The following is an 18,563-nucleotide window of genomic DNA, read 5'->3' on the forward strand; positions in this document are numbered from 1 at the left end:
CTCCTTTACAAGATCTGGTCAATCCACATTTTTACCAGCGGCCCCATGTTGTTCAGAAAAAAGTGGATGTGTATCATCAAGCCCTGCTGATATTGGACTGAGTACAATCCGATTGCCGAAAGGATATAAAGCGTATAGATGACGATTTGCTGTTTTCGCTCCATATGCTTGCGATGGAAGAAAAAATCGAGAAAGAAAAACAACAGCATCAGGATATACAAGGCTAAAAACAATCTATTCATTCTCGCTATCTACCTTTGTTATGTTTCTCGTCGTTTGCCCAATCTCTTCGATGACCACCTTGGAACGGATCGTGTAAGTAATTTTCGGAAGTTCTTCATACCAGCGCTCCCGATACGTTTCCCGCCACTCACGGGGAAAATATCTGGCCAAAACAATACCCAATCCAATGGTGTCCGTCCGATATTTTTGCATGATTTGCAGCGTCTTTTCGACACTGGTTTTGACCTCTTTTTTCAGCATTTCCTCGATCTTCTTGATGTTATTGACGTGCTCCAGATTGATTCCCGTCATATTCTCCATGACGATACCTGACGCGTACACCTTGATGTCGAAGTGAACGCGCCCATCTTTTAGAACTGGCGTAATGTCTGCCTTCCCTCTTAAAAATTCAACGGTCATCCGATTATCGCCGCCAAGCGAGAGTACGGCAGAGAACGGCGTGAAATATCGCTGAAACCAGCGAACCCCCTTGATCGAATCGGATTGTGCCACGTGTATGAGCTTGTCATCGTGAAACAAAGCGAGCCCCATTATTTGCACTTCCCGCGACTGCCCTTTGGGATGCGAGGGAACGGGAGCAATGACTGGCAAAAACGCGTCGACCCCAGGTGTGGTGAGCATCTGGGCAACATCCTTGAGCGATACGGGGAGCGCCTCCATTTTTAACAACTCGCGCATGGCCTCTCCGGAAAAGCGCTCGAACTGCGGCTGGACATTCAACAGCTCGATCCCTTTGCCTCTGGTCATGACGAGATAAACGGTCAAACGGTTTTCGGGAAACCGGGCTATGATGTCCAGTGCATCACTCATCCCCTCCCTGGCCAACTGTTCCCCGAGGACAATCACCCGATGGTGGGAATAGTACAGCTCACGGGACATGCGCGACTGGATAATATCGTTCGCCTCCCTGATCGTCTTGCCAACGGCCGAGTCTACATAGTACGCCTTGTCCCCGCTTGTTCCACCTCCTCCGCCAGAAGTGGAACCGAGACTGCTGACCAGCGGAACCTGTACAGACAAGCGATAGAGGCCACCCGGCTCTTTGTCAAGGGCCATAGCAATCACGATTGCCATGTCATTGACTTCACGCCGATCCCAGCAGCCAGTCACAAGCAGCATGCTCAACAGCAATACGACAATCGGAGTGAGCCGTTTCACGCATTTCCCTCCTCGTCTGAATTCCCGCGGCTCGTAGTTCCCGCCTGCCCTCCCCTTTGCTGCACCTGTTTGGCATAGGCTGGGTCCATCCTGTGGGCATTTGGGATCGCAAGCAATCTGGGCCGCTTTACCATAAAGGCCCATGGCACCCGCACCAGCACATCCTTCAAATCTCCAGCTGACATCGGAGCGACCGGAGACAGGTACGGGACCCCAAAGGAGCGAAGGTTGGCCATATGCCCGAGAATGAGCAGCACACCGACCAATATTCCGTAAATGCCCAGAATCGAGGCCGCGATCATCAGCGGGAAGCGAAGCATCCGAATCGAAATGGCTGCATTGAAGTGAGGAATCGTAAAAGAGGCGATCCCGGTGAGCGACACGACAATAACCATCGGCGCGGAGACAATCCCGGCTTGCACCGCCGCCTGTCCCACGACGAGCGCCCCCAAAATACTGACCGCTTGGCCAACCGTTTTGGGGAGGCGAATCCCCGCTTCCCGCAGCGCTTCAAAAGCAACTTCCATAATGAGCGCCTCGACGATCGCGGGAAAAGGAATCGACTCGCGAGCTGCTGCGACGCTCAAGAGCAACGTAGTCGGCAGCATTTGCTGGTGATACGTCGTAATCGCCACGTACAACGCAGGAGTGAGCAAGGCAATAATGAGGAACAGAAAGCGCAGCCAGCGAAGCAGCGTCGTCATCTGGAAGCGCTCGAAATAGTCCTCGCTCGCCTGCATCATCATCCAAAATGTAGCGGGCGCGATCAGGACCATCGGCGTTCCATCGATAAAGATCGCCACGCGCCCCCCGAGCAGCGAAGCGGCCACCGTGTCCGGACGCTCTGTGTACATGATCTGGGGAAAGGGAGAATAGATGTTGTCCTGAATCAACTCTTCAATATAGCCGCTTTCCAGAACCGCATCAATTTCGATTTTGCTGATTCGACTGGAAACCTCTTCCACAACTTGCGCATCCGAGATGCCTTGCAAATACGCGACCACGACGTTCGTATTTGTCTCGCGGCCAACCACCAGCGACCTCATTTTCAATCGCGGCGTGCGCATTTTGCGCCGCAGCATGGAGGTGTTCGTGCGGATATTTTCAATGAAGCCTTCCCGCGCCCCGCGCACGACGGCTTCTCCCTCAGGCTCGTTCACCGAGCGGATTTCCGCTCCGCGAATGCCCAGCGTAAGCGCCTCTTTGTTTCCGTCGACCAAAATGCCCGTATCGCCGGACAAAACCGCCTGCAAAAGCTTCTTGTAGTCGTCGACCCTGTCGATTTGCGAAACGGGGAGCAGCGCCTCTTCAATGACGCCGATATTATCATCCCCGCCTTCCATTATCATGAGAGATTTCAGCGCCTCATTCACCTGGGCTGTATCGATCAATCCGTCTACAAAAACGGCGATCGCACGGGCGCTGTGTTTTAGTCTGAACTCACGAATGACAAAGTCCGAGCAATCCGAAAAAAGATTTTTCAGCACTTCTACGTTGTCGTCCAGATCAGGAAAAAGCGGTATGCCTTCCAACTGAATCAAGCTGCTGTTCTCCATCGTCTCCAGCAACTCTTGCATCTTGCTTTTTTTCTTCTTGAACTCCACGTCACATCACCAGCCACTGGAAAGCTAACCGTATTATGGTTGTTTTTCCGAAAAGATATGCAGTGCCCTGCATAGCTGTTTTGCGATCTGGAGAAAGTAGGAGCACATCTACCGTCCAAAGGAAGGTGCCATCGTGGCCAATGCAACCAAAGAATACGAGCTGACGATTGCCGGACATACTCTTTGCATTACGAACCCGTACAAGCCGCTCTGGCCGGAAGCAAACGTGACCAAGCTTGATTATTTGCGCTATCTCATGACCGTGGCGCCGCATCTGCTGCAGTATGCCCAAAACCGGCTGTTAACCGTGATTCGCTATCCGCACGGCATCCATGGCAAGCATTTCTATCAGAAAAACATTCCGGAATACGCTCCGTCCTGGATTCAGACACACACGTGGGAAAACGTCCGCTATGTGCTGTGCAACGATGAAGCCACCCTCCTGTGGATGGCGAATCAGGCAGCGCTGGAATGGCACGTTTCCTTTCATATCGCCACCGATGAAACACCGACGGAGCTGGTGTTTGACCTCGACCCGTCCACAGATGATTTTGCTGTCGCAATCGAGGCCGCACTGCTTGTAAAAGAGCTGCTGGACGAGCTTAAGCTTCCCGCCTTTGTCAAAACGTCAGGCGCAAGCGGTCTGCAGGTGTACGTTCCGATCGAGCTGCGCTATACGTTTGCGCAGACGAGGCAAGTCGGGCATTTTATCGCAGCGTATCTGGTCAGCAAGCACCCTTCTTTTTTGACCATTGAACGCATGGTGAAAAATCGCGGGGACAAGCTGTACATCGACTATTTGCAGCATTGGCGCGGCAAGACGCTGCCTGCACCTTATTCAACGCGGGCGAAAAAACAGGCTACGGTTTCCACCCCCTTATTATGGGAGGAAGTGCCGTACTCTCATCCCAGTGCCTACACTGTGCACACTGTTCCGCAACGTTTGCAGGAGAAGGGCGATCTGTTCGCTGCCGTTTCCCGCCCGACAAAAAGAGCCTCGCTCGACCCCATCCTCGACTTTTTGCGCTGATCGTGAGCATCCCTATTGGAATCCTTCTGTTCAGGTATGCTATACTTGGCACAGACGTTTTGAGGCAAGGAGGCATTTTCATGATTGATCCGATCGCGCTTTCGTTCGGACCCCTAAAAATTCACTGGTACGGCATTATCATGGGGTTAGCCTTTTTTCTGGGGACTTACCTTGCAAGGTACAATTCCAAACGTTCCGGCATTGATCCCGACCACGTCCTGAACATGGTCTTGCTGATTATCCCGGCAGCGATTGTTTGTGCCCGCTTGTATTACGTCGTGTTTGAATGGGCGCAGTACAAGGACAATCCACTGGACATTTTTGCCGTCTGGAAAGGCGGCCTGGCAATTCACGGCGGGCTGATCGGGGGCGTCCTCGCGGGAACGTACTACATTCGCAAGCACAAGCTTCCCTACCTTCGCCTGGCTGATATTTTCATGCCCAGTGTCATCCTCGGGCAAGCCATTGGCCGCTGGGGAAATTTCATCAATCAGGAAGCGCACGGCGATGTAGCGTCTGCAGAGTTCATGGCGAAGTTTCCGGCCTTTATCCGCGATCAGATGTTTATCGGCGGACAGTATTATCATCCGACCTTCTTGTATGAATCGCTGTGGAACCTGCTCGTCTTCGGCATCTTGATGCTCATGCTCTATCGTTTTAAAAAATTCGACGGGCAAGTCTTTTTCAGCTACATGATTCTGTATTCCATCGGCCGCTTCTTCATCGAAGGCATGCGCACAGACAGCCTGCTGATCGCCGACACACTGCGGGTAGCCCAGCTCGTCAGTCTGAGCCTGATCGCCCTTGGGACCATTTTGATGCTGGTCTATGCCCGCAAAAGCAAGCAGTCTGGCCATTCTCACAATTCAATGGAATAGCAATCGGGAAAATCCTGTACAACCACTCTCGCCTTTCCTGGCAGAGTGGTTTTTGCTTGCTCCCCCGTCTGAATTGTCGCAATGTGGGAAATAACTGGAAGAAAGGAGGGATCGCCCATGGATGACGATATTTTGGAGGAGTATTTGGATCGTCTGGTTCGCATCCATTTTGCGCCAGACATGATCGGACCAGGCTTGCCCGCCTACGCGGAAGGCAAGCTGTATGACTACAGTCCCAATGGGATTCTGATTGAGGAAAAGGACGGTTCGCTCGACTACATTCCGTTTTCGGCTGTACGACTCGTGCAAATCAAGCCAAAAGCCAGCTTGTGGGAGCGCTTGACAGGCATTGGCTAAGCAAAAAGACACCTTGCTACGAAATCGGCTCGCAGAAGGTGTCTTTTATCGGTTTTACAGGAAAACGTCATATACGACATAACAGGCTGCAGCCAACAGTCCGGTTACCGGAAGCGTAATGATCCAGGTAACGACGATCCGTCCGGCCACTCCCCATTTGACTGCGTTCAGCTTTTGTGACGCGCCTACCCCCAAAATCGAAGAGGTGATGACATGCGTCGTACTGACAGGCAGTTTCAAGGTAGTAAAGATTGTGATAATCAAGGCAGAAGACAGGTCGGCTGAAAAACCGCTGATTGGCTTGATTTTCATAATCTTTCCACCCATTGTTTTGATGATGCGCCAGCCCCCGAAGGAAGTCCCCAGCGCCATGGCAAGTGCGGCGGACAGCTTCACCCACAGCGGGATGGTAAACTCTCCTGGCTCCTGAACCAAAAATCCGCCAGAGAGCAGGGCCAGTGTGATAACCCCCATGGTTTTCTGGGCGTCATTGGCTCCGTGGCTGAAAGACTGCCACGATGCGGACAACACTTGCATCATGCGGAAGTTGCGATTCGTTTTATGGTAATTCATGTTGGCGACAACCGCCGAAACAATTTTGATAACGATAAAGCCGACGACAAAGGCGACGATTGGCGAAATGATGAGCGCCTTGACGATCTCAACAAAGCCTTCCATGTTGATCGAACCGAAGCCGGCAGCCCCTACAGCGGCGCCTGCAACGCCCCCGATGATCGCGTGAGAGGAAGAGCTTGGGATTCCGAACCACCATGTAATCAGGTTCCACAAAATCGCGGCGGTCAAGGCGGCCAAAACGACAACGAGTCCGTTTTCCAGCTTGAACGGGTCCGTGATTTTGCCCCCGATCGTCTTCGCCACACCTGTATAGGTGAGCGCTCCCACAAGGTTAAAACACGACGCGAGTATCACCGCGGTACGCGGACTCAGCGCCCTGGTGGACACAGAGGTCGCGATGGCGTTGGCCGTGTCGTGAAAACCGTTGATGAAGTCGAAGCTGAGCGCCATGATGACGACAAGGACGAGAATAATCACCTCTGGCGAAAGATCAAGCATTCTTTAACACGATCCCTTCAACCAGGTTCGAAACGTCCTCGGCAAAATCAGCACAGTCTTCCAATTTGTCATAAATTTCCTTAAGTTTGATCGCTTCGATCGGATTGGCATCAGGTGAATTCAGCAGATCAGATACCATTTTGCGGTAATTCGAATCGGATTCATGCTCCAGATCCTTGATTTCCCGCGCAATTTTCGCTACGATCTGGTGATCGAGCTTGCGGAGCGTGCGAATCAGCTCAATCAGCTTCGCCGAACATTTGACCAGAATGTTTGCCTGTGCCAAAACTCGCGGATCCGGCTGACGAACTTGGTAGAGATACATGCGATCCGCAACACCGTCAATGTAATCGATCATCGAATCCATTGTGTGTGCGAGCAGGTGAATGTCCTCACGCTCAAGCGGAGTGATAAAGGTAGAGTTCAATTCGTTCATGATGCGGCGAACGATCTCATCCCCTTCTTTTTCAACAGCCTTGATTGCCTTCACTTTCGCTTCTACATCATGATAGTTTCCTATCATTTCATAGAAAAGATGAGTCCCTTTGTGCACCGTGGCAATCTGCTGTTCAAACAGATCAAAGAAGATATACTTGTTCGATTTCAACATACTTTCCTTCTTCACTCCTTTGGATAAATCACACCTAGACGATTATATCGAAAGTTATTGTTGACGTAAATTTAAATTCAAGGGCAAGTGTGTAGATTTTTCTTAAAAAAAATATTAAGTTTTTGTAAATCTCCTTTACACTCTGCCAAAAAACAAAACACCCGTCTGTTTGAGCGAGCGACAGGTGTTACCATCTCTTCTTCTCATTCGTTCAATGCGTAGCGACAATCATGCAATCTTTCTTTTTCTTGGCTTCGTACATCAGTGTGTCTGCCTTGTGTGTCAGTTCTTCTGCCGTAGCGGCATGCATCGGATAGGAAGCTACGCCGATGCTGACCGTCACGCCTGACAGCGCATGGCGGACCTGCTCTTGTATCCGCGTCCCGACCGCGAGCGCCTCATTCGTATCCGTATGCTTCAAAAGCACGACAAATTCTTCTCCGCCCCAACGCCCGACCGTATCCCGGCTCTGCACATTGGCTTGCAGAATGGAAGCGAATTGGCAAAGCAGCCGATCTCCTGCCATATGACCGTGGCTATCATTGAATTGCTTGAAATTATCCAGGTCGATGAACAATAGCGTGAGCGGATATTGCTGATTTTTGGCCTGGTTGATCTCGCGAATCAGCCTGTCCAGAAATCGGCGGTTGACCAAAACGCCCGTCAGCGAGTCGTAATAGGCCATTTGTCGCAGGCGATTCACGTATTGTCCCAACCTGTATCCAACTGCAATCTGAACCAAAGCCACAAGCACGACAACCATCATCGGCATCTGCTCGTTATGCAGTATGCATAATGCAAGCCAAGTCAATATCATCAGACAGGGCACGCCCATGAAAATCCAGCGCGAGTCCAAGTTGCTCTCCACCTCCGCTCCATCCAATGTAGCAGCAACGCAACCAAAACATTACATAAGACCCAAAAATTCCATGTGTAAGTAGGTCTAAATCCTTACTATCAGGAATATTTTACCTACCTTTCTGCCGAAGTTCAAGCACTATTCTGCTGAATGACCAGATGATCCGCCGTTGTCACGAGATTTACGAGCCCTTTGTTTGAATTTTCCCATTTATCCCAACCCTCTTTATTTTTATATAATGAATACGCTATACTAACAAAATATTATTGATCGATAGGGAGGAATTAGCCAAATGCTCTCGTTGCAACCATTGATCGCCCGCTACGACACGACGATCTGGATTCGTGTCATCGGAACGATCCTTACTACTTTTGCGGGCTTCATGATTCGGCCGTTCCTCGCCTTCTATCTGTATGACAGGATGGACGGGAATCTGATCCTGGCTGCCATGGTCACCAGCCTGCAACCGTTGACGAGCATCATTTCCGGCTATTTTGCCGGAAGCCTTTCCGACCGTTATGGCCGAAAGCCGCTCATGATCGCTGCTTTGGCGATTGAAGCGATCTCCATGGGCGGATATATCTGGGCGGAAAGCTTATTTACCTTTGCAGCGCTGACCATTTTGAACGGGATCGGAGCTTCCCTGTTTTGGCCAGCCGCCAGCGCGCAAATTACTGATGTCGTACCGGAGGACAAGCGCAGCGAAGTATTCGCGCTGCTGCACACCGCACTGAATCTCGGTGCTGCCGCTGGTCCGCTGATCGGCGTCGCCATCTATAAAATGAACCCGGCGATTGCCTTTGGTCTCTGCTCCTGTATGCTGTTCGTCTACGCTCTGCTTATTCTATGGAAGGTTCCGGAGACACTGCCGGATCACATCCGGGAACAGTCCCATCGAACGGCAAAAACGGACCAGGCTCCGAAAATGAAGCTGTCCGAGCATCGTACCCTCATCTGGATGACGCTTGCTGCGGTCCCTGTATCGCTTTTGTACTCCCAGGTTGAGATCATTTTGCCGCAGCATTTGCGCACCCAGTACACAGACTTTCTGAGCGTCTTCGCTACCTTGATGACGATCAACGGCGCTTTGGTCGTCTGCTGCCAGATTGCCATCGCCAAGTTTGCCGAGCGTTTTCCTGCTCACCGGGTCATTCTCACAGCCTATCTGTTTTTGGCCTGTGTCGGCTTTGGCTACGGGTGGGCGCCGAGTTTTCTCCTGCTCGTGCTCGCTGAAGCGCTGTTTACGATTGGCGAGATGCTGTACGGCCCGCAAATCCAAAAGGCGATCTCCATCATGGCACCGGAAGAATACCGCGGACGCTACTTTGCGATCTTCGGCGCGAACTGGGGCATCACAGGTACAATCGGCCCTTCAGTGGGCGCCGTAGCGTTCAAAGGAATCGGGGGCGCTCTCTGGTTTTCGCTCCTGGGCCTGCTGCTTCTCGTCGGCGGACTTTTTCAATTCCGTTTTGTCAAAAAAGCGACCCGGACTGCGGCGGCAGAAAGTGTCCAATCGGTGACAAGCTAATGCAATGAATAACCAGACAAAAATAGCCTGAATACGAAGCATGAGATGGTCCATCGCTTCGTATTCAGGCTTTTTCCGTCTGCAACATTTGCTATCCCCTTTTTCTGTCGGCACCATGCAGCTTGCTCGCCTTCACGATGAATTGGAATCAATTGGGAAGGGCACCATACTGGTACGCTATGGAAAACGGAGTGAAAAAGTGTATGCCCCGTATCGAATCCGTTGCGACTGCCGTTCCGCCGCATGAAGTTTCTACGGAACAATCCAGGCAGTTCGCCCGCCATTTTTTTCAGGATGCCTTTCCCGATATTGATCGGCTCCTGAACGTTTTTTCCCACAGCCACATCGAAAAACGGCATTTTTGCATGCCGCTCGACTGGTTTTTCACCGACTGTCCGTTTCCCGAAAAAAACAGGCTGTATATCCGGCACGCAGAAGCCTTGTCGCTTGCAGCCGCACGAAAATGCCTGGAAAAAGCCGGGCTGCGGCCAGCCGATATAGATTGTCTCGTATTCGTCTCCAGCACAGGCATCGCCACGCCGAGCATGGATGCACGCCTTCTCAACAGTCTCGGGCTTCGCTCCGATATTACGCGCATTCCGCTTTGGGGATTGGGCTGTGCCGGAGGAGCGATGGGCTTGTCCCGCTCTTTCGAATACGCCGGGGCCTATCCCGAGCGCAGGGTGCTGCTCATCAGCGTCGAGCTGTGCGGGCTGACCTTTAATCGCCAGGATTTGTCCAAAAGCAATCTGGTAGCGACGTGTCTGTTTGGAGACGGAGCTGCCGCAGTCGTCGTCAGCGGCGATCGCGTCCCCGCCGTGGCACAGGAGAAATCGCCCCAAATCCGGTTTTGCGCTGCCCGCACAACGACGTGGCCCGATACGCTCGATGTAATGGGCTGGGAGCTGACAGAGCCGGGGTTGAAGGTGATATTTTCCCGCGACATTCCTACGTTGATTCAGACGTACATGCGCGAAAATGTAGACAGCTTTTTGGCAACGCACCAGACGACTGTGGATCGCCTGCGCCACTTTATTTTTCATCCGGGCGGTGCAAAGGTATTGAACGCATACCGGACTTCGCTCGGCATAGATGCGCAGGCGACCCGCCACTCCGAAGAGGTGCTGCGCCATTTTGGCAACATGTCTTCGCCGACCGTGCTGTTTGTCCTGGAAAAAAGCATGGAGCAAGCCTGGCAGCCGGGTGAGCGCGGATTGGTGGCGGCGCTTGGACCCGGTTTCAGCTCGGAGCTGCTCCTTTTGGAAGCGAGGTAGGTGCGATGCTCTTTTTCGTCACGGTCATGGCCGTCGTTTGCCTGCAACGTCTCTGTGAACTGATGCTGGCAGCACGCAACGCCCGCTACATACGTGCCAGGGGAGGCGTGGAAATCGGAGCGAGCCATTACAAGTATATCGTGCTGTTGCACGTTTGCTTTTTGGTCAGCCTGATAGTGGAAGTGGTCGCTACAGACAGTGCATCGCCTCTGCCACCGTGGTGGGGGTACAGCTTCGGCCTGTTTTTGGCGGCCCAGCTGCTCCGCTACTGGTGTATCCGGAGTCTCGGCAAGCGGTGGAACACGCGCATTCTGATCGTTCCCGGCGAAGCGCCGCTCCGGCGCGGGCCGTACCGCTGGCTGCGCCATCCGAATTACGTCGTCGTGGCGATCGAGCTGTTCACCCTGCCGCTGACGTTTTCCGCCGTGAATACCGCTGTTGTTTTTACGATCCTGAATGCCTGGCTGCTGCTGCGCGTGCGCATTCCGCTGGAAGAAAAAAGCGTGTACGAAAGATAAGCGGAGACGATTCCAAAATGGGCGGCCGCATATAGCGGATGGTTGCCGAAGCAGGCAAAAAAGCCTGCGACCGAAGCCACAGACTTTTTTCTCTATTCAGGTTTACGATTGCTCGAATCGCGGGAAAGAAAATAAATACGTTACTAAAGTCCTGTGAGGTGGAGCCATCGTGAATCGTACAAATTTTGTAGAGCCTCTGGAAGCAAAACGCACCATCGTACGTGATTTTTTCAGCCTGATTGAAACCTTGCCCAACAAGGACGATGCAGCCAGCGTGCAAAAACTTCTCCGCTACTTGCAAAGCTTGCTTCGAATCAAACAGGTCATCCCGCCAGTGGTCGAGATCATGACCATCGTCAAAACGAACAAGCCGATTCTTTATCATTCCGCTCGTCGCTCCATCGTGGCCTCCAGCAATTTGCACATGCTTTTCCAGATTGAAATGGATGTGGAGCTGGCACACGAGAGACTGGCGCAGTACGATAAATAACCGGCTTGCCGGAGTTTACTTCAGGTTTTCGGGATTGAGGCAGTCGAGCTCAGGAATGACAAAGCGGCCGTCTTTGCGAATCAGGACGCCATCGAACCAGATTTCTCCCCCGCCCCACTCCGGACGTTGAATCGAAACCATGTCCCAGTGAATCGACGACTTGTTTCCGTTGTACGCCTCATCGTAGCATTGGCCGGGCGTGAAGTGGAAGCTGCCGTCGATTTTTTCGTCGAACAAAATGTCTTTCATCGGATTGCGGATGAACGGGTTGACCCCGATGGCAAACTCGCCGATGTAGCGGGCGCCCTCGTCCGTATCGAGAATTTCGTTCAGTCGCTTGCTATCGTTGGCGGTCGCCTCGACGATTTTGCCGTCTTTGAAGGTCAGGCGAACGTTTTCAAACGTAAAGCCGTGGTACGGTGTTGGCGCATTGTGTGTAATGGTGCCGTTGACGGAGTTTTTCACCGGAGCGGTGTACACTTCGCCATCCGGGATGTTGCGCAGACCCGCACATTTGACCGCCGGGATGTCCTTGATCGAGAAAGTCAGGTCTGTACCCGGCCCGACCAGACGGACTTCGTCGGTACGGTTCATCAGCTCGACCAGGCTGTCCATCGCCTTGTCCATTTTTCCGTAATCCAGATTGCACACCTGGAAGTAAAAGTCTTCAAACGCCGCCGTGGACATGTTCGCCAATTGTGCCATAGACGGGTTCGGATAGCGAAGCACCACCCATTTTGTTTTGGGCACGCGCACGTTCATGACTGGCAGCTCGTACAGGCGGGAGTACATGCCGAGCTTCTCTCCCGGAACATCTGCCATCTCGTTGATGTTGTCGGCTGCGCGGATGCCGATATAGCCCTGCATTTTTTCCATGAGGGCCACTTCATTTTCCGCCATGAGCTTCAATTGTTCTTCGTTGCAATTCATCGCGATGTCACGACTGATCGCCGGATCAATCTGCTGAACGTACGGGCTGCCTCCCGCCTTGTAAATTTCACGGACGAGGGCCGATACCAATTCAGGCGTCTTTCCTTTGGCGTTAATCAGGATGTTTTCCCCTGGCTGTACGCGGACAGAGTAGTTCACCAGGTTGTAGGCCAATTGCTCCAAACGAGAGTCTCTCATGCTTGACACACCCTTTTTTCATTTTTCTGATTACAACTGTATTCTTGCCGATAAAGCAATATAAGTCAATAAAATTTATTTTATTATAATGACAAAGCAGCAAGCCAGCTTTTGTCGCAGTTGAAAAAGCTGGCTTGCCCTGGCGCGCTTGCGTCAATCTCGTGCTGCTCGCTGCTCCCCTTCCTCAATCGTTCCCCGCTTGTACACATCGCTCACCTGTTCCTGTGTAGCTGCCAACCCGCCTGCTTCCTCGTCATCCACCTGATACAAGACGTTTTCCATCTGTCCTGTTTCGCTGATTTGCTGGACTGCCATCGTCTGTTCCTCCTTCCAATGATTTTCGGTATAGTGTGCGCCAGACGCCCCACATTTAGCCATGCATTCGTAGCAGCCTGGCTTCCTGGGGAATAGACAAAAAAAGACGCCCTGCCACACTTGCGGCAAAGCGTCTTTCAGCCGTTCTGATTATTTGTTTTTATTCGCAGAAACATCTGGAACCATCAAGGACCAGCCGGTTCTGTTGGCCACATCTTGGGAAGCATTGCGCCCGATGATGATGCTCTCATCTTCTTTTGGCAAAGCGGACCAACCGCTGTTTGGCGCTTGAACAACCTGGAAGTTGCTTGTGGAGACAAAGTTGTCTTCTGTCGGCATAGCCATCCAGCCGCCATTGGAAGTTTGCACGACCTGGAATCTGTTTGTCGAAACGAATTGATCTTCTGCCGGCATGCTCATCCAGCCACCGTTTGCTGTTTGCACAACCTGGAAGCGATTGGTGGATACGAATTGGTCTTCTGCTGGCAACAGGGACCAGCCGGACGCCGAAGATGCATCAGGAACCAGTCGGCCGCTCACGAAAATATACTCGTCTTCTCCAGGAAGCTTGATCCAGGCTCCAGGAACATTGCTTCCGGTTTGCGGCTGTTGAGCTGGTGCTGCTGTTGTGGTTTCAGCTGCCGGTGCAGTGGTTGGCGCTTCTGTCTCGGTTTCAGTTGCCGGTGCGGCAGTTGGTGCTTCAGTTGTCGTTTCCACTGCTGGCGCAGGAGTTGTCGTGGAAGCTTCCGTTGTATTGGAGGAAGCTTCCTGCGCACAGGCTGCCTGTGCAAACAGGGCCGCTCCGAGAATAAGAGAACCCATCATCAATGTGCTTCTTTTTTTCATATGTGTACACTCCTATTCGCGTAGTACACACATTGTCCTCTGAAATGTCCCCCACCTGCTCCCCTGAGAGCAACCCTACATGCATTGCTTCATTTTCCGCAAGAAGTACGTAAACTGCTCCAATTCTTCGTCGCTCAGGTTTTCAAGCAATTTGCCCACCAGTGCTCTTCGCTGGCACAGAAGTCCCTCCAGCATGGGAATTGCCTTTTGCGACAGCGTAACCCATACGACTCTCCGATCCAGATCATCACGAACCCGATCGATATAACCGGCTTTCACCAGCCGATTCAGCGCAATCGTAGTCGCACTGTTGGATTGCTTCAGAATGGTCGCCAGTTCGGAAACTGTGCTTCTTCCTTTTTGATGAAGCACTCGCAGCAAGATAAATTGCTTGGGACTAATCAGCCCCTCTTCTTCCAGCCAATGGCTGATAAAGAAGCGAGCCATTTCGACAAACGCTCGATCCAGTTCCTCAATTTTACTGGCGCGGGACATGTCGCTCACAACATCACCTATTTTCAGAAAGTAAATAACATTGGTACTTTTACTATAAAACTATATAGCCTAAGTACGTGAAGATCAATAGACCTGCCAAAATTATTTCTTTCCTCGAAAGGTATGTATGAGCCGGAACAAAGTGTTTACCACTTAATAATTTTACTGTAAAACTTATGTGCAACAACATCTTACCGCAAACAGGAAAAACTGACAATAGGCGAAGTTGGCAAAATCGTGACAGCAGCTTTTGGGTGTCCTCCATTATTTTCCTTGAATCTTATTCCGTATCCAATCGTATTGCATGTATAATAGAAAGGCAGTCCAAGCGCTGGCCCACGGCAATCCATTGCCGGCGAAACCATGTACATAGGAGATCAAGTCGATGGAACAAACCAAAAGTACAGCAAAATGGAAAAGCGAATTGCTCGACTGGTTAAAATCGTTTGCCTTGATTGGCGGTTTGACCGCCTTCATCTACGTGTTCATCATGGCTCCCTACGTCGTCCAGGGGCGCTCGATGGAGAGCACGCTGCATGACCGCGAGCGGGTCATCGTCAACAAAGCGATTTACTATTTCAAGAAACCGCAGCCAGGCGACATCGTGATTATTCACCCGGATGCGAGCGGCGACAACTGGATCAAGCGTGTCATCGCTGTCGCAGGCGACACCGTGGAAGCGAAAAACGACCAGGTGTACGTCAACGGTCAACCGCTCAGTGAAGAGTATCTGACCAACAACAAGCTGCAAGCTTCGGCGGCCGGCGTGACCTTGACCGAGGACTTCGGTCCGGTTACCATTCCGGAAGGCAGCGTTTTTGTGATGGGAGACAACCGCAACAACAGCATGGACAGCCGGGTCATTGGCCCTGTCAAGCTCGATCACGTAGTCGGTCGCGCGGAAGCAGTCTACTGGCCATTGTCCGCCATTCGTCTGCCGAACTAAACGGCTGTGAGCCTGTCTGGACAATCGCATACGAAAAGCCGCTCTGTACCGTTGAGCGGCTTTTTCTTATTACGCTTTTATTTTTGCGCGGTGGCAGTTGCGGACAAGTAATCCTCCAGAGTAATCCCTTGCGCCGTGATCTCTTGCGCCATTTCTTTTCCGACGTAGCGAATGTGCCACGGCTCATAGGCGTATCCGGTCGTGTCTTCCTTGCCTTTCAGATAGCGGATGATGAAGCCGTATTCTGCACAATGCTCCGCCAGCCATTTTCCTTCCGGCATGTCGCCAAACGATTCCTCCAGCCTCGTCTTCACATCGGCACCGGACACGTCCATCGCCAATCCGGTCTGATGCTCGCTTTTTCCCGGAACGGCGCTGTACTTGGCAGCATGCTCCGCCCCCTGGGTTTGCACATAGGTCTCATACAACGATTTTTGCGTCTTGTACGAACGATAGCCGGACACGGCGTACAGCTCGATGCCGTCCTGCCTGGCGGCTGCAAACAACTCTTCCAGCGCTCGTGCCGCCTCTTGGCGCAGCAACCGTTTTTCCACTTTTTCATCAAACGGGAACGGCACGTTCGGCTCCACCAGATCAGGTGGAATATAGTCAGCAGGCAGCGCCCGCTTCTTGTTCACGACAACGGCGAGATCGGTCGGGTTTGTCACCGTCGGAACCCCATTGACGTCTGTGATCGTCTCGGCCAGGGATGCCTGCTTCGCCCGAAGAGATCCCTGTGTTGGCTCCGCTGTATTTGCTTGCGTGCTTTCTCCCGTTGTTGCCGTATTTCCCGCCGGCTGAGTCGAGTTGGACGAAAGCAGGCTGTCGAGCGAAGGCGCTTCACAACCACTGAGCAGGGCTACGGATAGTGCGGCGACGATCGCAAGGCCATTGGTGCGATTGTTATTCATGATTGATCCTCCTGGTTCCATACAGACACATACGTTCTGCTTTACCTTACCATGGAGTGAGACGAAATAAAAGGACGGATTGTCACACTTTTGCCTGCACCGCTTCTCTTGCTTACTTTTTCAACTCGATAACCCGTTCGCTGTCATCCCAGGTGACGGTGTACCCGAGCTTTTCGGCCACTTTTTTCACAGGGAGATACGCTATTCCGCGCACAGTAATGGCATCTGCCCGGAAGTCGGCGCTGCTTTGGCCCAAACCGAGCAGCAGTTTCTTAGCCTGCACATAGGCGATGCCGTCCACGATCAGCTTTTGTTCCGGCAAAAACGGGTACGTCTGCCCGTTTACGGAAACGGCAAAAGGCTCTCCCGGCTCATACGGCACTTCCTCCGGCTCGGCAGCCGTGTAAGCGATTGCGTCGACGCCAAGCACTGTGCCTTCCCGGGTATTGTCCGCTCCGCCGTACATCCTGCCTGTCTCAAAATCGTAGACGATCGCCTGCACATTGCCGATCTCTGCGGGCTGCTCGGCAAAGACATGGCCTTTTGCCATCAACTGCAGGATGACGTCCTGGTCAATGCCCGCCTCCCAGGAGACGTTCGGATAGCTGCTGGAAAAAATGCGGGGAGCGCGGATGGCGTCCTCGATGTTCATCCCGTGGTCGATCACGTTGAGAATCGTTTGCGACACGGAAGCGATAATCGTCGAGCCGCCCGGCGAGCCAACCGCCAAAAACGGCTGCCCGTCTTTGAGCACGATCGTCGGCGTCATGCTCGACCGGGGGCGCTTGCCTGGCTCCACCTGATTGACGCCGCCCGGAACAGCATCAAAATCGGTCAGCTCGTTGTTGAGCATGAAGCCGTAGCCCGGCACCATCACACCGCTTCCGAATACGTCTTCAATCGTGGTCGTATAGGACACGAGGTTGCCCCATTTGTCCATGACGGCAAAGTGGGTCGTCTGTTTCACGGGCGAGCTGTCGAGCATTTTGAGCGCGACCGCCGGCTTTTGTCCTGTGTCGTACTTCCACGGGTCGCCAGCAGTGATATTGGCATTGGCCCGGTTGTCGTCGATCAGCTTGCGCCTTTCTTTTATGTAATCGTCGTGGAGCAGTCCTTGCTTGGGCACCGGATAGACGTCCTCATCCGCCATGTACGCCGCCCGGTCGGCATAGGCGAGGTGGTTGGCCTCGATCAGATGGTGCAAATACGCTTCGGAACCAAACCCGTCCTTTTGGTTGTCGTAGCCTTCCATCAGTTTCAAAATCTGGATCATCGTCAAGCCGCCCGAGCTGGGAGGGGACATGGAAATCACTTCATAACCGCGAAACATCCCGCGCACCGGCTCCCGTTCCTTGACCTGGTACGCTCTGAGGTCGTCCATCGTCATGTTGCCGCCTGTGCGCTGCACCTCTTTGACCAGCGCGCGGCCAATCTCGCCTTTGTAAAAAGCATCCGGTCCTTCGTCGCGGATCAGCTTCAGCGTCTTGGCCAAATCGGGCTGGACGAGCATTTGCCCTTCCTCCAGCGGACGACCTTCCGGCAAAAAGACTTGCGCGGCGGTTTTGTGCTTTTCCAGCTTGGCGCGCGACTTGGCGATATAGTCCGCCGTCACCCAGTTGACGCGAACGCCTTTTTCCGCCAGTTCAATCGCTGGCGCAAGCACATCGGCCAGCTCCCACGTGCCGTACTGCTCCAGCGCTTCTGCTACGCCGAGCAACGTCCCCGGCACACCGACTGCCTGACCGCTGGTGTGCCGTTCTTCAAAAGGAATCGGCTGCCCGTCGGCCTGCAAAAACATGTCGGCGGTCACGTTTGCCGGAGCTGTTTCCCGGCTGTCGATCACCGTAATTTTGTTCCGGTCTTTCAAATAGATCATCATAAAGCCTCCGCCGCCGATTCCCGACATGTACGGCTCTGCGACGTTCAGAGCCAACTGGATTCCGGCGGCGGCGTCCACGGCATTTCCCCCCTTGGCCAAAATGTCCCGACCGACCTGTGCGGCCGCAGGATGGGAGACAGCGACAATCCCTTTTGTGGCGCCATCCACTCCTGCCGGAACACCGGGAACTTTCGCCCACGCCAATTGGGTTAGGGAAAAGACGGAAATGAACGAGAGGGCTACCATCCTTATTTTTTTCATACAATCCCCCCAGGCTTTTTCTTTTCTAATCTGTATTCTATTATTATAATTTTCAGTATTTTTTCAGGTCAACCTGCCGCTCTCCGGCAGAAGAAAAAACACTCTTCCGAGGCGAGGGCATGTTCCCCGCCGGAAGAGTGTCCCTATTCAAAAGCGTTC

Annotated in this window: 20 protein-coding genes; 8 read left to right on the forward strand and 12 right to left on the reverse strand. The window is 52.7% G+C overall.

Annotated features, from left to right (window positions below):
* Positions 1-5: 5 nt before the first annotated feature.
* From EDM57_RS16305 to EDM57_RS16315, 3 genes are read right to left on the reverse strand one after another with little or no spacing between them, the layout of a single operon-like run.
* Positions 6-242: a hypothetical protein gene (locus EDM57_RS16305; RefSeq protein WP_122905749.1), complete on the reverse strand. Its 237-nt coding sequence runs from the start codon at positions 240-242 to the stop codon at positions 6-8.
* Positions 235-1,401 carry a Ger(x)C family spore germination protein gene (locus EDM57_RS16310; RefSeq protein WP_122905750.1) on the reverse strand — a complete coding sequence of 389 codons (1,167 nt, stop codon included), beginning with the start codon at positions 1,399-1,401 and terminating at the stop codon, positions 235-237. Before EDM57_RS16310 ends, EDM57_RS16305 begins: the two co-directional genes overlap by 8 nt.
* Positions 1,398-2,978, reverse strand: a complete 1,581-nt coding sequence (locus tag EDM57_RS16315) for a spore germination protein (protein WP_122905861.1) — start codon at positions 2,976-2,978, stop codon at positions 1,398-1,400. Before EDM57_RS16315 ends, EDM57_RS16310 begins: the two co-directional genes overlap by 4 nt.
* Positions 2,979-3,138: 160 nt before the next feature.
* Here EDM57_RS16315 and ligD point away from each other — a divergent pair, with 160 nt between their 5' ends.
* From ligD to EDM57_RS16330, 3 genes are all read left to right on the forward strand, one after another.
* Positions 3,139-4,035 (forward strand): non-homologous end-joining DNA ligase, encoded by an 897-nt coding sequence (ligD, locus tag EDM57_RS16320; RefSeq protein ID WP_122905751.1) that lies wholly within the window; start codon positions 3,139-3,141, stop codon positions 4,033-4,035.
* An 80-nt stretch (positions 4,036-4,115) separates the two neighbouring features.
* Positions 4,116-4,913, forward strand: coding sequence for a prolipoprotein diacylglyceryl transferase (gene lgt, locus EDM57_RS16325; RefSeq protein ID WP_122905752.1), 798 nt, complete (start codon positions 4,116-4,118; stop codon positions 4,911-4,913).
* Positions 4,914-5,030: 117 nt separating this feature from the next.
* Positions 5,031-5,270 (forward strand): hypothetical protein, encoded by a 240-nt coding sequence (locus EDM57_RS16330; RefSeq protein ID WP_122905753.1) that lies wholly within the window; start codon positions 5,031-5,033, stop codon positions 5,268-5,270.
* Positions 5,271-5,324: 54 nt separating this feature from the next.
* Here EDM57_RS16330 and EDM57_RS16335 read toward each other — a convergent pair whose 3' ends face one another.
* The 3 genes from EDM57_RS16335 to EDM57_RS16345 form a co-directional block, all read right to left on the reverse strand.
* The gene (locus tag EDM57_RS16335) at positions 5,325-6,344 is read right to left on the reverse strand and encodes an inorganic phosphate transporter (protein WP_122905754.1); all 1,020 of its coding nucleotides are present in this window, start codon (positions 6,342-6,344) and stop codon (positions 5,325-5,327) included.
* Complete coding sequence (locus tag EDM57_RS16340; protein ID WP_122905755.1) at positions 6,337-6,954, reverse strand: DUF47 domain-containing protein; 618 nt, start codon at positions 6,952-6,954, stop codon at positions 6,337-6,339. Before EDM57_RS16340 ends, EDM57_RS16335 begins: the two co-directional genes overlap by 8 nt.
* Before the next feature lie 211 nt (positions 6,955-7,165).
* Positions 7,166-7,810, reverse strand: coding sequence for a GGDEF domain-containing protein (locus EDM57_RS16345; protein ID WP_122905756.1), 645 nt, complete (start codon positions 7,808-7,810; stop codon positions 7,166-7,168).
* A gap of 295 nt (positions 7,811-8,105) precedes the next feature.
* Here EDM57_RS16345 and EDM57_RS16350 point away from each other — a divergent pair, with 295 nt between their 5' ends.
* The 4 genes from EDM57_RS16350 (at position 8,106) to EDM57_RS16365 (ending at position 11,623) form a co-directional block, all read left to right on the forward strand.
* Positions 8,106-9,341 (forward strand): MDR family MFS transporter, encoded by a 1,236-nt coding sequence (locus EDM57_RS16350; protein WP_122905757.1) that lies wholly within the window; start codon positions 8,106-8,108, stop codon positions 9,339-9,341.
* Between the two features lie 203 nt (positions 9,342-9,544).
* Entirely contained in the window at positions 9,545-10,615 is a 1,071-nt protein-coding gene (locus EDM57_RS16355) for a type III polyketide synthase (RefSeq protein ID WP_122905862.1), read from the forward strand.
* A gap of 5 nt (positions 10,616-10,620) precedes the next feature.
* Positions 10,621-11,133 (forward strand): isoprenylcysteine carboxyl methyltransferase family protein, encoded by a 513-nt coding sequence (locus EDM57_RS16360; protein WP_122905758.1) that lies wholly within the window; start codon positions 10,621-10,623, stop codon positions 11,131-11,133.
* A gap of 169 nt (positions 11,134-11,302) precedes the next feature.
* Positions 11,303-11,623, forward strand: a complete 321-nt coding sequence (locus EDM57_RS16365) for a hypothetical protein (RefSeq protein ID WP_122905759.1) — start codon at positions 11,303-11,305, stop codon at positions 11,621-11,623.
* 15 nt (positions 11,624-11,638) lie between these two features.
* Here EDM57_RS16365 and EDM57_RS16370 read toward each other — a convergent pair whose 3' ends face one another.
* The 4 genes from EDM57_RS16370 to EDM57_RS16385 form a co-directional block, all read right to left on the reverse strand.
* Positions 11,639-12,751, reverse strand: coding sequence for an aminopeptidase (locus EDM57_RS16370; RefSeq protein WP_122905760.1), 1,113 nt, complete (start codon positions 12,749-12,751; stop codon positions 11,639-11,641).
* A gap of 153 nt (positions 12,752-12,904) precedes the next feature.
* Entirely contained in the window at positions 12,905-13,066 is a 162-nt protein-coding gene (locus EDM57_RS16375; protein WP_122905761.1) for a DUF4025 domain-containing protein, read from the reverse strand.
* Between the two features lie 150 nt (positions 13,067-13,216).
* The gene (locus EDM57_RS16380) at positions 13,217-13,912 is read right to left on the reverse strand and encodes a hypothetical protein (RefSeq protein WP_122905762.1); all 696 of its coding nucleotides are present in this window, start codon (positions 13,910-13,912) and stop codon (positions 13,217-13,219) included.
* A gap of 75 nt (positions 13,913-13,987) precedes the next feature.
* Positions 13,988-14,407: a MarR family winged helix-turn-helix transcriptional regulator gene (locus EDM57_RS16385; protein ID WP_246005829.1), complete on the reverse strand. Its 420-nt coding sequence runs from the start codon at positions 14,405-14,407 to the stop codon at positions 13,988-13,990.
* A 385-nt stretch (positions 14,408-14,792) separates the two neighbouring features.
* Between EDM57_RS16385 and lepB the strand changes: the two genes are divergently transcribed.
* Complete coding sequence (gene lepB, locus EDM57_RS16390) at positions 14,793-15,353, forward strand: signal peptidase I (protein ID WP_122905764.1); 561 nt, start codon at positions 14,793-14,795, stop codon at positions 15,351-15,353.
* Between the two features lie 77 nt (positions 15,354-15,430).
* Here the strand turns inward: lepB and EDM57_RS16395 are convergent, their stop codons facing one another.
* Together EDM57_RS16395 and ggt are read right to left on the reverse strand one after the other, a co-directional pair.
* On the reverse strand, positions 15,431-16,264 hold the full coding sequence (locus EDM57_RS16395) for a M15 family metallopeptidase (protein WP_122905765.1): 834 nt from the start codon (positions 16,262-16,264) through the stop codon (positions 15,431-15,433).
* A 112-nt stretch (positions 16,265-16,376) separates the two neighbouring features.
* Positions 16,377-18,404, reverse strand: a complete 2,028-nt coding sequence (gene ggt / locus EDM57_RS16400) for a gamma-glutamyltransferase (RefSeq protein ID WP_122905766.1) — start codon at positions 18,402-18,404, stop codon at positions 16,377-16,379.
* Between the last annotated feature and the right edge of the window lie 159 nt (positions 18,405-18,563).

The organism is Brevibacillus gelatini, assembly GCF_003710935.1.
Taxonomy (GTDB): Bacteria; Bacillota; Bacilli; order Brevibacillales; family Brevibacillaceae; genus Brevibacillus; species Brevibacillus gelatini.

Excerpts from the sequence above, each read along its gene's own strand:
- EDM57_RS16350 (WP_122905757.1), top strand. The coding sequence starts at position 8,106 with ATGCTCTCGTTGCAACCATTGATCGCCCGCTACGACACGACGATCTGG.
- EDM57_RS16360 (WP_122905758.1), top strand. The coding sequence starts at position 10,621 with ATGCTCTTTTTCGTCACGGTCATGGCCGTCGTTTGCCTGCAACGTCTC.
- EDM57_RS16355 (WP_122905862.1), top strand. The coding sequence starts at position 9,545 with ATGCCCCGTATCGAATCCGTTGCGACTGCCGTTCCGCCGCATGAAGTT.
- EDM57_RS16380 (WP_122905762.1), bottom strand. The coding sequence starts at position 13,912 with ATGAAAAAAAGAAGCACATTGATGATGGGTTCTCTTATTCTCGGAGCG.
- EDM57_RS16385 (WP_246005829.1), bottom strand. The coding sequence starts at position 14,407 with ATGTCCCGCGCCAGTAAAATTGAGGAACTGGATCGAGCGTTTGTCGAA.
- EDM57_RS16305 (WP_122905749.1), bottom strand. The coding sequence starts at position 242 with ATGAATAGATTGTTTTTAGCCTTGTATATCCTGATGCTGTTGTTTTTC.
- EDM57_RS16370 (WP_122905760.1), bottom strand. The coding sequence starts at position 12,751 with ATGAGAGACTCTCGTTTGGAGCAATTGGCCTACAACCTGGTGAACTAC.
- lepB (WP_122905764.1), top strand. The coding sequence starts at position 14,793 with ATGGAACAAACCAAAAGTACAGCAAAATGGAAAAGCGAATTGCTCGAC.
- lgt (WP_122905752.1), top strand. The coding sequence starts at position 4,116 with ATGATTGATCCGATCGCGCTTTCGTTCGGACCCCTAAAAATTCACTGG.
- EDM57_RS16375 (WP_122905761.1), bottom strand. The coding sequence starts at position 13,066 with ATGGCAGTCCAGCAAATCAGCGAAACAGGACAGATGGAAAACGTCTTG.
- EDM57_RS16335 (WP_122905754.1), bottom strand. The coding sequence starts at position 6,344 with ATGCTTGATCTTTCGCCAGAGGTGATTATTCTCGTCCTTGTCGTCATC.
- EDM57_RS16330 (WP_122905753.1), top strand. The coding sequence starts at position 5,031 with ATGGATGACGATATTTTGGAGGAGTATTTGGATCGTCTGGTTCGCATC.
- EDM57_RS16395 (WP_122905765.1), bottom strand. The coding sequence starts at position 16,264 with ATGAATAACAATCGCACCAATGGCCTTGCGATCGTCGCCGCACTATCC.
- EDM57_RS16340 (WP_122905755.1), bottom strand. The coding sequence starts at position 6,954 with ATGTTGAAATCGAACAAGTATATCTTCTTTGATCTGTTTGAACAGCAG.
- EDM57_RS16315 (WP_122905861.1), bottom strand. The coding sequence starts at position 2,978 with ATGCAAGAGTTGCTGGAGACGATGGAGAACAGCAGCTTGATTCAGTTG.
- ggt (WP_122905766.1), bottom strand. The coding sequence starts at position 18,404 with ATGAAAAAAATAAGGATGGTAGCCCTCTCGTTCATTTCCGTCTTTTCC.